The organism is Bacillus sp. FSL W8-0920 (assembly GCF_038593215.1).
Classification (GTDB): Bacteria; Bacillota; Bacilli; order Bacillales; family Bacillaceae; genus Bacillus; species Bacillus pumilus.
Genome location: NZ_CP151974.1, coordinates 2693925 through 2708882 on the forward strand (window position 1 = coordinate 2693925; position 14958 = coordinate 2708882).

The window sequence follows — 14958 nt, forward strand, 5'->3', positions numbered from 1 at the left end:
ATGTGCTATCATACCATGTTTATGAAAAAAATGAAGTGGTTTGTTTAGATCAGCTGTTCTAAGTCACTCAGTGTCATGAGGACTTCCCTTGGCTTACTGCCTTTTGCACCAGAGATCATGCCCTCGCGTTCCATCATGTCGATCAATCTGGCTGCACGATTGTAGCCAATTCTAAATCTTCTCTGCAAACTTGATGTACTAGCGCTATTTTGCTCAATGGCAAAACGGCAGGCATCCATAAACAATTCGTCTTCATCTGTAATCGCAGAGCCTTGGAGCATTAATTCCTCCTGTTCGAAAAGGAACACCGGCTTACGCTGTTTTCTAACATGTGCCACCACTTGATCGATCTCGCGGTCTGATACAAAGTTCCCTTGCAGCCTCGTCGGCTTGCCGGAGCCATTTTCTAAGAAGAGCATGTCTCCTTTTCCGAGAAGCTTTTCTGCACCTGCCATGTCGATGATCGTTCTAGAATCTACCTGACTTGAGACAGAGAATGCAATTCTTGTTGGAATATTGGCTTTAATCAGACCTGTGATGACATCAACAGAAGGTCTTTGTGTGGCAATCAATAAGTGAATGCCGCACGCTCTTGCTTTTTGCGCGATTCGGCAAATGCTTTCTTCGACTTCATTTGGTGCGACCATCATTAAATCAGCAAGCTCATCGATCACCACGACAAGATAAGGTAGTTTTTCACCCATTTGTTTTTCTTTGACAAGCTCATTGAATCGTTTGATTTCTCTCACACCAGAGTGCGCAAACAGCTCGTAGCGTCTTTCCATTTCATCCACTACCCATTTCAGAGCAGCTGTCGCTGTCTTGGCATCGGTGATGACAGGACTCACGAGATGCGGAATATGATTATACGGCGCTAATTCGACCATTTTAGGGTCGATTAACAGCATTTTCACTTCATCTGGTGATGCTTTAAACATTAAGCTCACTAAAATGGTATTGATGCAGACACTTTTTCCTGAACCTGTTGCTCCAGCAATTAAGCCATGCGGCATTTTTTGCAAATCAACGACAACAGGTTGTCCTGAGATATCTAATCCGAGTGCTGCTGTTAAAGGAGATGGATTATCTCTAAATGCACTGCTTCTGATCATCTCTCGTAAGAAAACCATTTTGCTGTGAAGGTTCGGCACTTCGATCCCGATCGTGTTCTTTCCTGGTATCGGTGCTTCAATTCGAATATCCTTTGCGGACAAACTAAGTTTAATATCATCTGACAGGTTCGTGATTTTGTTCACTTTGACCCCTGGTTCTGGATGTACTTCAAACCTTGTCACAGAAGGACCTTGCGTGACATGAACCACACTTGCTCTGACATTGAAATTTTTCAGCGTGGCATTGAGTAGCTCTGCTCGCTCTTTCACCCATGTCCCGTCCTCTTCTTTTTGAGCTGGAGGTACGTCTAAAAGGGCGAGGCTTGGAAACACATATCCTTGGGCATCTGCTGCTTTCTTTTGTCCTTGCACGCGCTGATCACTTTTTAACATCATGACGTTAAAAGGAACCGTTGAGGTTTGTCCACTTGCACGTTGTGGCTGAGGAGATGCCTGTTTCGGTTTTTCTTCCATCACTTCATGCACTTGTTCTTGCTTTTCTTGCTGCTCTATGACAGGTTCTACTCGTTCAGTAGCGGTCTGTTCGTCTGCTACTTGTTCTATTGGCATTACTTGATCTTCTACTATTTCCGCTTCTTCTATCAATTGCTCTTCTTGCAGATCATGCTCGGCAACTGGCTCTGTTTCTTCTAATGCTGCCGCCGCTGGCTCTTCTTCTTGATGGTCTTCTAAGGAATCAGCTTCTATTTCCTCGACTGGTTCTGCTGAGATGACGTCTAGTACCTCTACTTCTTCTGCCGGCATGTCTACTTCCATTTCAATTGCGAAATGCGTGTCTTCCGCTGTTTCGAATGTCAACGGTTCTATTTCTATTTCCTGAGTATGATCTACAAGCTGTTCTACCGGCTCGTCCTGTATTTCTTCGTTTTCACTGGAAACATCCTGTACAGGCTCAGACTCTACCGGCGGCTTGTGATATACTTCGGCTTGCTGATGATGTAAGTCAGCTTCAATATGGTCTTGAGGCTCAGAAAAGGCTGGCTCTTTTTCCTCTGTTTGAATGAAAGGCTCGTCATTTAAACGCTCCATCGTCGATTGAACGTGATCGTGATAAGCGAGCTCCTCTTGCAAAGTAAGCGGGGTCACGTCTGTTTGCATGTCCACTCTTTCTTCTGCTGGCGCTGAAACTGTTTCTTCCATACGATTTTCTTTCCGTATTGATGGAATGTTCATTTGCTGTCTGACATTTCGTTCACGCTCTGCCTCTTCTGATAACAGGGTGACGCGCTGCGCTGTTTCTGCTGCTTTCATTTGAACAGAAGATGATTCTTCTTTCGACTCTGTTCGTTTCGGACGCATATCCTGATGATAGCCATAGATCGGTGATGGAATTTGCTCTGGTTTGAATGGCTTTTTATGAATGTCAGGCTGAACCGTTTGTTTTGACTCATAGGTCTTCTGCTTAGCCTTTGGCTGGCCTTGCTTTGGGCGTCTTCTTTCCTGCTTTACTCCGTCACGCTGAGGTTCATCTGGAACGAGCGGAAAGCGGAAGTTGCCTGTCGGATATTCATAATAGACTTTTGTATCTTCAATTTTTTTATATTCTTTATGCTGTTCAAAAACTGGCTGCTTTGGTGCAACTGGACCTTCCTCAGGTCTCACAGCTTTTTCTTCTTTCTTTTCTTCTCCTAAAAATACACTAAAAAATTTATCTAACCAACTCATCATTTATCACTCACTTTAACTCCCCTTACGTTTTCTTGGGCGATTTTTAGTATACCATTGCTTTTTCATGCAGAAAAGCGAGAAAAGTGCCGCTCTTTGCTATTTGTACTGTCTGTAGATGAAAAAAAGTCACTAAGTACGTACTTAGTGACTTTTGGTATAACACAATCTTCGCTCTGATGTGCCCGTTTATGGGAGGTTATGCTTGAAAGGGTTCGCCAGCTTGATGGCTTCCTTCTAGAACAAGAATCCCTTTTTCAGCAGGCGCGTCTGGAAGATCTAGTTCTTTTGCTGAACAAATCATTCCGCTTGATGGAACACCTCTTAGCTCAGCATCTTTGATGATTAAACCGCTTGGCATCACCGCCCCAACCTTCGCAACCACGACATATTGCCCTTGATCAACGTTCGGTGCACCGCACACGATTTGTAATGTTTCATCGCCAACATCCACTTGGCAAATGTTTAATTTATCTGCATTCGGATGCTTTTCTTTTTCCTTTACATAACCGACAACAAATTTTGGTGATAGATCGACAGTCAACGTTTCACTGACACCGTTGCGGTTTAAAATTTCGTTCATATCTTGAACAAGTGTTTCAGAAAGCGGTACAGATCCGTTTTCTTCAATTTTCATGTAAGTGGATGCGTTGAAGATATTAAAGCCTGTTGTTTCTTTTGTTTCTTGATTGAAGATTCTTACGACATCTCCAAACGTCTCATGACCTACTTCTTCTCTCGTCACATCTTTCAATGAGATAAGGAGTGTGTCGCCTACACCTTCTGCATTATAAAAAACGTTCATTCTTCAAAATCCCCTTCTACTGCTGTTTTGGTCTGCTTTTAGCAAGAATAAAGATCGGTTCAAGCTTGCCTTCATCATATAAAAATGACAATGCGGTAATCGGAACCGTGCCGCTGGCGAAGAAGCTCATCGACATCTGTCCTAAAATATCATAGCCTGATTCATTGCGAACATCTGCAATGATGAATACATCTTGATGGGGGACAGAGATGGCCATCTGTCCTTCTATTTTTTGCGCGTATTCTTGTAAAATCGATTCATTTAAAAGTCTGCTGGCATCATATCCGTCATTTGCACGGAAGAAATAAAACCGGTTGCCTGCCACTTCATCCATTTTCACTACAGTTTCAAGTGAGCGGACATTGAAGCTTGCAGTTTCCCTGATTCGTTCTTTTGTCCAGTTTTCCTTTTGAAGCATCTTTTCATCAATTAATCTGTAGGTGCTTCCAAGGTCAAGTGCATAGTAGATTCTCGTTTCAGCTGTATGCTCATCAAAAACAAGCGGAATCTCGTCACTTGATGTCTCAGGAAAGGAAGTGGATCGAATGACCGGATAAATTTGCTTTTCTTTTCCTGAGATGTGCTGCGCTTCGCCTTTCATAGCACTTAGCGCCTCTTTCACATAATAAACGATCTCATCCAATGTTTCATCAGGCTTTACTTCCCACTTTGCAATGATTGGCGGGAGCTCTAGTGTGATCCCTTTGCCTGTTTGTTTATCTTCAATACGAAGCGTATCTTTTTCTCGGTCAAACTGGTGTGACCAGCTGTCATTTGTCAGACGGCTTTTGAGTTCGTTCGCAAGCTGTCTTGATGTCATTTTTGCCATGATTTAGACTCTCCTTTCATTATTTAGAAAGAGAATCTGTTAAAAATGCTTCAATCTCTTCCTTCGTTTTACGATCCTTGCTGACAAAGCGGTTAATCTCTTGCCCATTTTTAAATACTAAAAAGCTTGGAATGCCGTAAATTTCCCACTCTGCGCAAGTGTCAATAAATTGATCTCTATCCACATAGAAGTACTCAAATTCTGGGTAGTTTGCTTCAAGCTCTGGCAAGAATGGTTCGATAAAGGTGCAGTCCGGGCACCAGTCCGCTGAAAATAGCAATACTGTTAAGTCTTCTTGAATTACTTTTTGTAATTCTTCGTTAGATTCAATTTTTTTCATGTTTCATTCCTCCAGTTTGTATGGTTAAATCTCCGAATTGTATATAGCCTTTCTTTCTCATCCATTCTGATACTACCAAACTAATCACTGCCGGGCCAACGATATGCAAAAGAGCAATCGCCAGAAAAACGGATGGATGAAATCCCATAACAGTCAGTGTCATGAGCTGTCCAACAAGGCCACTCGTTCCCATTCCTGCCCCTGCCGCATTATTGACCATCCCAAAGCCAATAATACCAATTGGCGCGAGAATGAGGCCCGCTATCGTCGGCGGAATAAGGATAAGGGGATTTTTCACAATGTTCGGCAGCTGCAATTTTGACGTGCCAATACCGACAGCGGCAAGTCCGCCAAAACGATTTTCTCTAAAGCCCGCAGCAGCAAAGCCGACCATTTGAGCGCAGCAGCCAATCGTTGCAGCACCAGCAGCAAGACCGCTTAAGTCAAGCATGAGCGCAAGCGCAGCACTTGAAATCGGTGAGCTGAGAGCAAGTCCAACAATGGTTGCTACTAGCATGCCCATGATGAGCGGACTTTGGTCAGTCCCCCACATAATGAGCCTGCCAAGCCCTGTCATCATGGCTTCAATCCCAGGACCGATCAAAGCGGCGGTGGAAAAACCAGTGATGATAGTAACAAGCGGTGTCAAAATGATATCAATTTTTGTCTCACCACTGACCAGCTTACCGATTTCCACACCAATTAATGCTGCGACAAAGCTTCCAGCAGGTCCACCAAGCTCTGCTCCTGCAGCGCCTGAGACAACACTTGCAAAAATGATCAATGGAGATGCCTGTAACCGGTATGCAACGGCTACGCCAATCGCTGGTCCCATGAGCCCCATTGCGAGTGTTCCCATTTTGATGATGAGCGGAAGTGATAACAGACCGCCTGCTGTTTTTAAAATCAGACCTACTACTAATGTAGCAAATAGACCTAAAGCCATAAAAGAGAGTGCTTCAATGAAATACACTTTTGGCGAAAGGGAGATCCCCTTTCTTTTCAAATAAGTCATCAACGTCGTCTTCCTGCTTTCTCATAGGGAAGACGAAGAGGCCTGTCCTTCCCATTATATGTAGTATTCTTACGATGAAAAATAGTTTCTACCATGAATATCATAATCATATTTTTTTTGCTTTATCAAGCACTTCTTGTGTAACATGAAAAGAAACAGGGCAAACCTTTACTAAGTTTGTACAAAAGGAGGAGATCGTTATGCAATTAACCGTCTATTTAGCAGGAGAAATTCATAGCCAGTGGCGCGATGAAATCAAGGAGAAAAGCCAATCGTTGAAACTGCCAGTGACATTTGTTGGTCCAATGGAGAATCATGACCGCTCCGATCACATTGGTGAGGACATTTTAGGTGAGCAGCCGAATGCCATATTCAAAGATGATGCCGCTTCTGATTTGAACAATTTTCGTACTGAGATCCTAATAAACAAGGCAGACGTCGTCATTGCCCGCTTTGGTGAGAAATATAAACAGTGGAACACGGCGATGGATGCATCTGCTGCCATCGCTAAAGGGAAACCTCTCATTTTGATCCGCCCAAAAGAACTGCACCATCCGTTAAAGGAACTATCAAACAAAGCGAATATCACTGTGGAAACCGTGAACCAAGCGATCAAAGCGTTATCTTACGTGTTTGAACAGCAATAAAAAAAGGCTGCTCTCTTGAAAGAGGCAGCCTTTTGATTACTTTACACCTGTTGATAAATAGAATCCACTGTACTTTGATCACAGTTTTTCACAAGACGGACGATTAATTCTTTTGCCGCTGCATAGTCATCCACATGCAATACTGAATGACTTGTGTGAATGTAGCGAGCACACACTCCAATGACAGCAGAAGGCACGCCTTGGTTTGAAATATGCACACGTCCAGCGTCCGTACCACCTGGTGATACGAAGTATTGGTATGGAATACTGTTTGACTCAGCTGTATCGAGCACAAAATCTCTCATGCCGCGGTGCGTAATCATGGTTCGATCAAAAATACGCAGAAGTGCACCTTTTCCTAGCTGGCCGAATTGGGTTTTGTCACCTGTCACATCGTTTGCAGGGCTTGCATCTAAAGCAAAGAACAGATCTGGCTGAATCATATTCGCAGCTACTTCTGCCCCTCTAAGACCTACTTCTTCCTGAACCGTTGCACCAGAATACAAATGACATGAAAGTGGTTCGTCTTTTATTTCTTTTAATAATTCAATCGCAAGTCCGCAGCCATAGCGGTTATCCCAAGCCTTCGCTAAAATCTTCTTAGGATTCGCCATAGGAGTAAAGACTGTTGCAGGCACGATTTGCTGTCCTGGACGAATGCCAAGTTCTTTTGCCTCTTCTTCACTGTCTGCCCCAATATCAATGAGCATGTCTGATGGTTTCACAGGTTTGCTTTTTTGTTCTGGTGTTAGAAGATGAGGTGGTGTACTAGAGACGACACCAGGAATTGGCCCGTGATCGGTATGAACATCGACACGCTGCGCCAGCATGACTTGACTCCACCAGCCGCCGAGTGTTTGGAAGCGGATCATCCCGTTTTTCGTAATGGATGAAACCATGAATCCCACTTCATCCATATGACCAGCCACCATGATTTTAGGTGCGTTCTCTGGCCCCTTGCGTACCCCAAACACACCGCCAAGACGATCCTGAATGAGTTCGTCAGAATATTTCTCAAGTTCCTTTTTCATAAAAGCACGCACATGGTGCTCATTACCTGGGGTACCTTGTAATTCTGTTAAATTTCGGAAAAGCGACAATGTTTCTTCATTCATTCTACGATTTACCTCGTTTCTATGTAATGACCATATATATTCCTATAAAAATAACACTCACTTTATACTATAAGAATTCTTTCGGTTTTCCAAGTATCTCTCCAGAAATTTTGAATATGCTTTCAACTATTCGGATTCCTTAACATCAATGGACAAGTTTTGTATAATGGAAAAAACAGCAATACGGAGGTGCAGCACGTTGAAGTTAAAACATGTTCTGATTGGTGCGAGTATTGGCGTAGCCGCTGCAATTGTTGCAAAGAAAGTATTTTTCCCTACGTATATCTCGTCTGAAAAAGCATTAAAAATTGTGAAATCCGCTTTTAAACAGCGCGGCCCGATTGATGGCTCTTGGATTTATACTGTACCAGAACCGTATACCGTAAATGGTGAAACGATTGATGTGTACAAATCTGGCATTACTCGCTCAGCCTTTGGCGAGCTTGAACAGTACGAAGTCATGATTGATGCCAAAACAGGCATGATTGTGGATGTCATTGATTCTGTGGCTTGATAAAGAAAGCTTCGCAAAGTTGTGTCCTTGCGAAGCTTCTTTTTTATATGGCTTTGATTTTTTTGTACACAGGATGCCACATAGCGTCCTGTACAGCCTGAATAAGGTCCTCAGGCGTTTCCTCTGCAATTCCTTCATCGATCGCTGCTTGCGCCACACGAACAGCTACTGTTGCTGAAACGGTTCGAAGCTGATCGACACTTGGCAGCATCGCTGCACCCGGCTTTCCGACATTAACCATGCTGGCAATCGCTTCAGCACTCGCAACAAACATGCTGTCTGTCATGAGGCGTGCTTTAGACACAATCGTTCCAAGGCCAAGCCCTGGGAACACAAGAGCATTATTTGCTTGCCCAATTTCATATGTGATGCCGCCATATTCGACAGGATCAAATGGGCTTCCTGTTGTCACGAGGGCGCGTCCTTCTGTCCACTCAATGAGATCTTCAGGCTTTGCTTCTGAAAGAGGTGTCGGGTTCGACATCGGTAAAATGGCTGGGCGCTCCACGTGTGACGCCATTTCTTTCACAATTTCCTCTGTAAATGCTCCTCCTACTGTCGAGGTGCCAATTAAGATGGTTGGTTTAGCCTGTTTGACGACCTCTAATAAATCAATGGAATGCTTAGGACCATTACGGGCATAATCCTTTACTTCGTCAGAACGTCTTGCATATGGCTTTTGAAATGGCTGAATGTCAGGCGAATCATCTGTAAGTAAACCTGTTTTATCAATACACCAGAAATGATCATATGATTCCTCTTCTTTGACTCCGTCTCTGACAATCGCATCACGGATCTGCTCCGCTATGCCAATCCCTGCCGTACCCGCTCCGAAAATGACGATTCGGTGATCTTTCAGCGGAACCTTCGAAGCTTTTGCACATGCCATAACCGCAGCAAGTGAAACAGCTCCAGTCCCTTGAATGTCATCATTAAATGTACAAATCCGTTCCTTATATTTTTCCAATATGGCTCGTGCATTTTTTGTCCCAAAGTCTTCCCAGTGAAGGAGGGCATTTGGAAAGGTTGCGCGGGCAAGCTCTACATATTGATCGATAAACTGATCATAACGCTCGCCTCGAACGCGAGAATGCTGATTTCCAACATAAAGCGGATCATTCAAGAGACTTTCTTGGTTCGTCCCCGCATCAAGTACTACGGCCAGCACGCGGCTAGGATCAATGCCTGCTGCGGCTGTATAAACAGCAAGTTTCCCGACTGAAATGGCAATACCGCCAACACCCCAGTCTCCAATACCTAAAATACCTTCTGCATCTGTCGCAACGATTAAGTCAATGGATTCATCCACACCGTAAGAGGCAAAGATCTCTTCCATGCCTTCCAAGTCATCAATTGATAAATAAAGCCCCCTTGGCTTTCGATACTCGTGGCTATAACGCTGAATGGCTGTTCCAACCGTCGGTGTATAGACAATCGGCAGCATCTCTGCCAAGTGCTCATTTAGTAATTTGTAAAAAAGCACTTCGTTTCTGTCATGAAGTGATGTTAAATACACATTTTTCCCCAGTTCATCTGGCTGTGCCTTGAACTGCTCATATGCACGCTTTGCCTGATCCTCTAATGTTAAAACCTTAGGTGGTAGAAAGCCCTTTAAACCAAGCTCTTCCCGCTCTTCCTTCGTAAATGCAACCCCTTTGTTTAAATAAGGGACGGACATGACTTCCATCCCTCTTAATGGTGTTTCAATGACATCACCATGTACACGATAAAATTGGTTCACCTGCACTCTTCCTTTCACAAGTTCATTTTGTCGTTATTTTGTGTGAAAGGCGAAAAAACATGCAGATGATCTTTTATCTTCCTGTTTCTCTTTTGACTTCATGTGTGATTTGCCCATCTTCATCCCACTTAACAGCGCGGTAAATCGCATCATGATAAAACAAGTACCACGCATTTTTTTCTTCTGCAAATGCCTGCCATTTTTGCTTAGCTGGAATTGAGGTCATTGGGTAATCATCATATGCCAAGACCCATAATGGATTTTTATGAGCGTGCGTTGGCATAATGTCAGCTAAATGAATCGCTGTTTCACCCTGACTTGTGAGCGTTAAGATGCTATGGCCATTGCTATGACCGCCTGTATGATGCAGCTCAATGCCTTCTATTACTTCGATGCTTTCTTCAAATGGCACCACTTGATCTGCTATAGGCTCCCAGTTTTCTTTCCAATATGTATTTCTTGAGCGGATGTTAGGCGCCCTCATTTCATCCCATTCGATTTTGGATGTGATGATTTTTGCTTGCGGAAAAACAGACACGAGCTTTTCTCCTTCGAGTTTTGTTAATCCGCTTGCATGATCAAAGTGAAGATGCGTCATTAAGACGTAATCAATATCTGCTGTTTGCAGGCCGAGTGCCGCGAGTGACTTTTCCAATTTTGTCTCTTCTGTTACGCCGTAATTGCGTTTTTGTTTATCCGTCAGCTTCCCTGATCCGATGCCAGAATCCACTAAAAAATGGAGACCATTCCACCGTATGAGGATTGGGTCACACCGCAGTTCAATTTGATTGCGATCGTTCACCGGGTATTTTTTTGACCATAACGGCTTTGGCACCACACCAAACATCGCACCGCCGTCCATGTGTGTATCTCCCCCGTTTAACCAGAACAGTTCCATGTCACCTATGTTCATTGTCTCCATTGCTGTCATCCCTCCTTTTTCTATCGTAGCAAATACAGCTGAAAATCGCATGCATCAATCTTTTCATGAAAAAAGCTGACTGCAATTCTTTTTGCAGCCAGCTTGATGTCACTTGTTATTCTGAAAATTTCACTTCTGATCGATAGATAGGTTGTCCCATAGACGAGAATTTCTCTTCGTATTCCGTCATCACATTTCCTTCTAGTCCGTCCTTATGTAAATCTAAGCTTACATACGTTAAAAGAAGGCCATATGCAGAAAAGCTCTTTAAGGAATATTCAAATAACCCGCGGTTATCTGTTTTGAAATGCAATTCACCGCCTGGACGGAGAATATGTTCATATCGCTCTAAAAAGGCCTTAAACGTCAATCTGCGCTTTTCATGTCTTGCTTTTGGCCACGGATCAGAGAAATTCAAATACACTCGGTCAATCTCATTTTCCGCAAACACATCTGTCAGCGTTTCCGCATTAATGTTCAAGAGCTTTACATTTTCAACATCTGTCTCTTTGATTTTATCTACTGCTGTCACAATGACACTTTTAAATAATTCAATGCCAATATAGTTGGTATCAGGATGAAGCTTGCCCATTTCAGCGATAAAGCTCCCTTTTCCTGTGCCAACTTCAATATGGATTGGATGATCATTTCCAAACAGCTCATGCCATTTCCCTTTATATTGCTCTGGGTTAGCTAAGGCAATATGAGCATTTTCAGCTAAGTAATTATCAGCCCATGGTTTATGTCGCATTCTCAATTTGATACACCTCTATTTTCTTTACATTTTATCAAGATACCATGAAACATAAAGACCCGCAAGACAGCATCTTTATGCGCATATGAAAAAGACCAGCCCTTCGCTTGAGCTGGTCTGCCGCATGTATAAATTGGGTGCTGAATGCACAGTTTAACCACATAAATGACACGCAGAAAAGGAGCATACGTATGGGATTAAACCGTCAACATCAGCTTCAATTAATCAAAGATATTTTAACCGATCACCAGTTGGATTGCTGCGGGACTGTTGCAGAATATGAACAGGTGGGACGCGTGATTCAATTCATGCTGGCAAAAGAAGACCTTGATGCCGACATTCGTCAATTATTAACTGATATTTATGATTACAGCCAAAAGGGCACTTCTGTCAGTTCAATCGATGCACATATTGAGGCGCATCAATCGCATTTGTCAGAGTGGGTCGAGAATATTCCTCTGTCTTAATGAATATTTAACCGCTGTAAGAGTGCGCACAGCTCCGCTTGCACTTCTTGCTGCGCTTTTTCATTCCCTTTTCTTTTATGCCACACGACAAACGATACGGTTTCAGCGAGGACGTACCAAGCCATGCGTTTTCGCAAATTGTCTGTCAGCGGGGCACCGTACATTGAGAGCCAGCTTTCCCAGTTCTCTTCTTCAACATAATGGTATAAAAGTGGTCCAAGATCAATGGCTGGGTCAGCAATCATCGCCCCATCCCAATCGATCAAGTAAAGCTGGTTTTCATCTGTCAGCAGCCAATTATTATGATTCAGGTCACAATGACACACGACCTTGTCTTCAAATTGAACTGCCTCCACATGCTTCTCTAAGTACTGGATAGCACGTGTGACGTCGCGCGAATCAATTTGCTCTTTAAATATGGACTGTTTTAAATGCTTCAGAATGGATGCTGGGTCTAGAGAGTGCTTCTCTAATCGCTTCAGCATATCAAGCAATTCTTTCGATGTATGAATTTTTCTTAGCTGCTCTGCGACAGGACGGTCATTCATGTCCTTTGGCTTCAGCTCTCTGCCGCTCAGCCAGTGCTGCGCAGTGATGACATCCCCATTTTCCATCCGTTTTGTCCAGACAAGCTTCGGCACAATGCCTTCAGCTGACAAAACCGCAAGAAACGGTGACGTATTGCGTTTTAAAAATAGCTTTTGGTCATTGTGTGTTGCGAAGTACGCATCTCCCGTAGCGCCTCCAGCAGGAGAGATGTGCCATTCGCTACCTAATATTTGTCCCAACCAGTTCATATCAATTTTCAACCCATCATTTCTTAAAATATTTTAAATCGTGCTTTTTTAGTCGACAAAATTCAGCCGATTGAAGGTCAATAGGCTGTTTCTTTTTTTATTTATATGATCATAAAAACAAAAAGGACAGCTATTGAGAATGAGATGCTAAACAATAGCCGTCCTATAGATTTTATCGTTACCTTCTTATACTCGTCAAGCAAAACTAGAAAATCAGGACAAGAACCTTATGAAAAGAAAGGCTTTTTTCATGGTTCTTTGACTAAGACATTCACGATAAGTGATTTAAGCACGTAATTTTAAGGAGTACTCACTCGCCTTCACAAAAACAGGCGTTGCGCCGATCACTTCTCCATCTGCATGAAATAAGATTTTTCCATCTGCCTCCAAGTACGCTTCTTCGTGCTGAAACAGGGTGACGCCCTTCATTCCAAGGTGCTTGCGAAACACCATCGCACTTAGAAACAAGAGCACTTTAAATGGATTCAAATCTGTGACAACGAGTGTTTGAAAGCCTGGCTGCCTTGCGCTTACTTCTGGCGCTGCTTCCAGCCCACCTCCGTAATAGGGGTGATTACAAACAATCACAAACCACACTTGGCGAAAGACCTTCTTCTCGTTTTCAATAAACAGTGCAAGGTCGAACGGCTTAAAGGACCATAAAGAATGGAGAAATGACAGCGGGTAGATGATAAACCCAAGCCCCAGTCGTTTCAGCCACTTTTTTCCTCTGAAATGCACTGTTTTCCTTAGCACATGCGCATCAAACCCCGCACCGATATGATTGAGAAAGAGAACGGATTGTGCGCTTTCTGCGTGATCTTGAAAGGAGCCGAGTGAAAATGTTTTGGTGAGCATTCTTTTTTGCTTTCTCACTTCTTTTAGGACATCTTGACGATGGATGCCAAGGCCCTTCGCCGCATCATTCCAATGACCGGCGGGGACAAAGCTTAGCTGCACATGATCCATTTCCTTTAAGCCATTTAGGACTTCATGAATGGTTCCGTCACCGCCAATGACAATCAGGCGCTTTAGCCTGTCATCTTGCATGGCGCTAATTTGTCTTGCCAATACTTCTGCATGACCTTCATGCTGGGTGAGAAACGATCGATATGAGATCTCCACCCTTTGTAGTTCTTTCTCTATGCTCCTCCATGTACGAAGTCCTTTTCCATGTCCTGCTGCTGGATTAACGATAAAGTACCATTCATTCATATATTAGCTCCACTCAGGTCTCTTTTTTCGTGACCTTCCATTATGCCTTTAATCGAGCCATTCCTGCCTTCTTTTGCTGTCTGATTCACCATAAGCAAGCAATGCTTTTGTCGCCTTAAATTGCTGATGCTTTGTCGGCGCAGTATTTTTCCGCTGCTTTTCAAACCAATCTTCCGCCTTCTTCTTATCGACAACCTCCATCCCGTATGGAACTTCCGGTAAGTCAATATACGAGGTACGGCTGATCAGGATTTTTTTCACAGGAAGATGGACACCGCTTTGCTGTAAGATCTTTGACACGACGGTGCCAGAGCGTAGAAGGCTTGCGCAAGGATTCAAAACGGACTGAACCGCTTTCCCATTCGCCCGCTTTTCCCAAAAACGTTCCTTCGTTCCGATATATACGCTGTCAGGCTCTGCCTCTAAGAAGGATAAACAAATCACTTCCAGCGGCGTAATGAGGACTGGACATAATTCCATCTCTGCTTTTTGAATGAGCAGCACCGGTTTGTACATCACAAAATATGAATCCGGAAGCTGCCTAGCAAGCATGCGCAGCTTTTCGTCATACCGAATGTGATGGGAAACGGTCGAAATGTTGGAAATCGTCGAGCTCGCCCATTTTAATTGAACATCATATAGATGATCCTTAAAAAAATGAATGAGCTTCGTTTCATCTGTAGGAACGTTTGTAAAGACACCTTGCTCTATATCTGTCGGCTCGTTAAAAAGACTCAGGTCCCGTTCCTTCTTCATATCGGCTTCTTTTTGCTTTCTCTTTAAGGAGAATTTCTTTCTCTTTTCCTCCTCTTGTTCAGGCGCTTGTTCAGAGATTTGGTCAAATGAATGCTGCGTCTTCTCTTTTGAAGCTTTTTTTAACTCGTCCCACCTTTGCTTTTTCAATCGAATGAATTGATTGATGTAGTGATGCGGGTCTTGTTCATATCGTGATATATAATCTTGAATTTTGATAATTTGCGCCATCTGCTGCTCACCCCA

General features: G+C 43.4%; 15 protein-coding genes. 3 read left to right on the top strand and 12 right to left on the bottom strand.

Annotation, left to right across the window (positions count from 1 at the left end):
* Window positions 1–44 precede the first annotated feature (44 nt).
* From NSS78_RS13615 to NSS78_RS13635, 5 genes are all read right to left on the bottom strand, one after another.
* Window positions 45–2801 (bottom strand): DNA translocase FtsK, encoded by a 2757-nt coding sequence (locus NSS78_RS13615; protein WP_342468145.1) that lies wholly within the window; start codon window positions 2799–2801, stop codon window positions 45–47.
* A gap of 196 nt (window positions 2802–2997) precedes the next feature.
* Window positions 2998–3603 carry a YtpR family tRNA-binding protein gene (gene ytpR, locus NSS78_RS13620; protein ID WP_003217710.1) on the bottom strand — a complete coding sequence of 202 codons (606 nt, stop codon included), beginning with the start codon at window positions 3601–3603 and terminating at the stop codon, window positions 2998–3000.
* A gap of 16 nt (window positions 3604–3619) precedes the next feature.
* On the bottom strand, window positions 3620–4432 hold the full coding sequence (locus NSS78_RS13625; RefSeq protein ID WP_044142203.1) for a DUF1444 domain-containing protein: 813 nt from the start codon (window positions 4430–4432) through the stop codon (window positions 3620–3622).
* Between the two features lie 19 nt (window positions 4433–4451).
* Window positions 4452–4772, bottom strand: a complete 321-nt coding sequence (locus NSS78_RS13630) for a thioredoxin family protein (RefSeq protein WP_003217665.1) — start codon at window positions 4770–4772, stop codon at window positions 4452–4454.
* Complete coding sequence (locus NSS78_RS13635; protein WP_342468146.1) at window positions 4759–5787, bottom strand: PTS sugar transporter subunit IIC; 1029 nt, start codon at window positions 5785–5787, stop codon at window positions 4759–4761. The genes NSS78_RS13630 and NSS78_RS13635 overlap by 14 nt, the downstream gene beginning before the upstream one ends.
* Window positions 5788–5987: 200 nt before the next feature.
* On the opposite strand from NSS78_RS13635, the gene NSS78_RS13640 reads away from it, so the two are divergent.
* Window positions 5988–6434 carry a YtoQ family protein gene (locus NSS78_RS13640; RefSeq protein ID WP_212046412.1) on the top strand — a complete coding sequence of 149 codons (447 nt, stop codon included), beginning with the start codon at window positions 5988–5990 and terminating at the stop codon, window positions 6432–6434.
* Window positions 6435–6475: 41 nt separating this feature from the next.
* Here NSS78_RS13640 and NSS78_RS13645 read toward each other — a convergent pair whose 3' ends face one another.
* On the bottom strand, window positions 6476–7549 hold the full coding sequence (locus NSS78_RS13645; protein WP_003217679.1) for a M42 family metallopeptidase: 1074 nt from the start codon (window positions 7547–7549) through the stop codon (window positions 6476–6478).
* A gap of 199 nt (window positions 7550–7748) precedes the next feature.
* On the opposite strand from NSS78_RS13645, the gene NSS78_RS13650 reads away from it, so the two are divergent.
* Window positions 7749–8063, top strand: a complete 315-nt coding sequence (locus tag NSS78_RS13650) for a PepSY domain-containing protein (RefSeq protein ID WP_003217759.1) — start codon at window positions 7749–7751, stop codon at window positions 8061–8063.
* 43 nt (window positions 8064–8106) lie between these two features.
* Here NSS78_RS13650 and NSS78_RS13655 read toward each other — a convergent pair whose 3' ends face one another.
* From NSS78_RS13655 to trmB, 3 genes are all read right to left on the bottom strand, one after another.
* Entirely contained in the window at window positions 8107–9804 is a 1698-nt protein-coding gene (locus tag NSS78_RS13655) for an NAD-dependent malic enzyme (RefSeq protein WP_212046413.1), read from the bottom strand.
* A 73-nt stretch (window positions 9805–9877) separates the two neighbouring features.
* Window positions 9878–10726: an MBL fold metallo-hydrolase gene (locus NSS78_RS13660; RefSeq protein ID WP_212046440.1), complete on the bottom strand. Its 849-nt coding sequence runs from the start codon at window positions 10724–10726 to the stop codon at window positions 9878–9880.
* 115 nt (window positions 10727–10841) lie between these two features.
* A complete protein-coding gene (trmB, locus tag NSS78_RS13665; RefSeq protein WP_327840773.1) occupies window positions 10842–11483 on the bottom strand; it encodes a tRNA (guanosine(46)-N7)-methyltransferase TrmB in 642 nt (213 codons plus the stop codon).
* Window positions 11484–11671: 188 nt separating this feature from the next.
* Here trmB and NSS78_RS13670 point away from each other — a divergent pair, with 188 nt between their 5' ends.
* On the top strand, window positions 11672–11947 hold the full coding sequence (locus NSS78_RS13670) for a YtzH-like family protein (RefSeq protein WP_126740821.1): 276 nt from the start codon (window positions 11672–11674) through the stop codon (window positions 11945–11947).
* Here the strand turns inward: NSS78_RS13670 and NSS78_RS13675 are convergent.
* The 3 genes from NSS78_RS13675 to NSS78_RS13685 all read right to left on the bottom strand — a co-directional run bounded on the left by NSS78_RS13675 (window position 11944) and on the right by NSS78_RS13685 (window position 14943).
* On the bottom strand, window positions 11944–12744 hold the full coding sequence (locus NSS78_RS13675) for a phosphotransferase family protein (protein WP_170966030.1): 801 nt from the start codon (window positions 12742–12744) through the stop codon (window positions 11944–11946). The genes NSS78_RS13670 and NSS78_RS13675 overlap by 4 nt on opposite strands.
* 285 nt (window positions 12745–13029) lie before the next feature.
* Window positions 13030–13959, bottom strand: a complete 930-nt coding sequence (locus tag NSS78_RS13680; RefSeq protein WP_003217628.1) for a YegS/Rv2252/BmrU family lipid kinase — start codon at window positions 13957–13959, stop codon at window positions 13030–13032.
* 48 nt (window positions 13960–14007) lie between these two features.
* The gene (locus NSS78_RS13685; protein WP_106033037.1) at window positions 14008–14943 is read right to left on the bottom strand and encodes a hypothetical protein; all 936 of its coding nucleotides are present in this window, start codon (window positions 14941–14943) and stop codon (window positions 14008–14010) included.
* Window positions 14944–14958 lie beyond the last annotated feature (15 nt).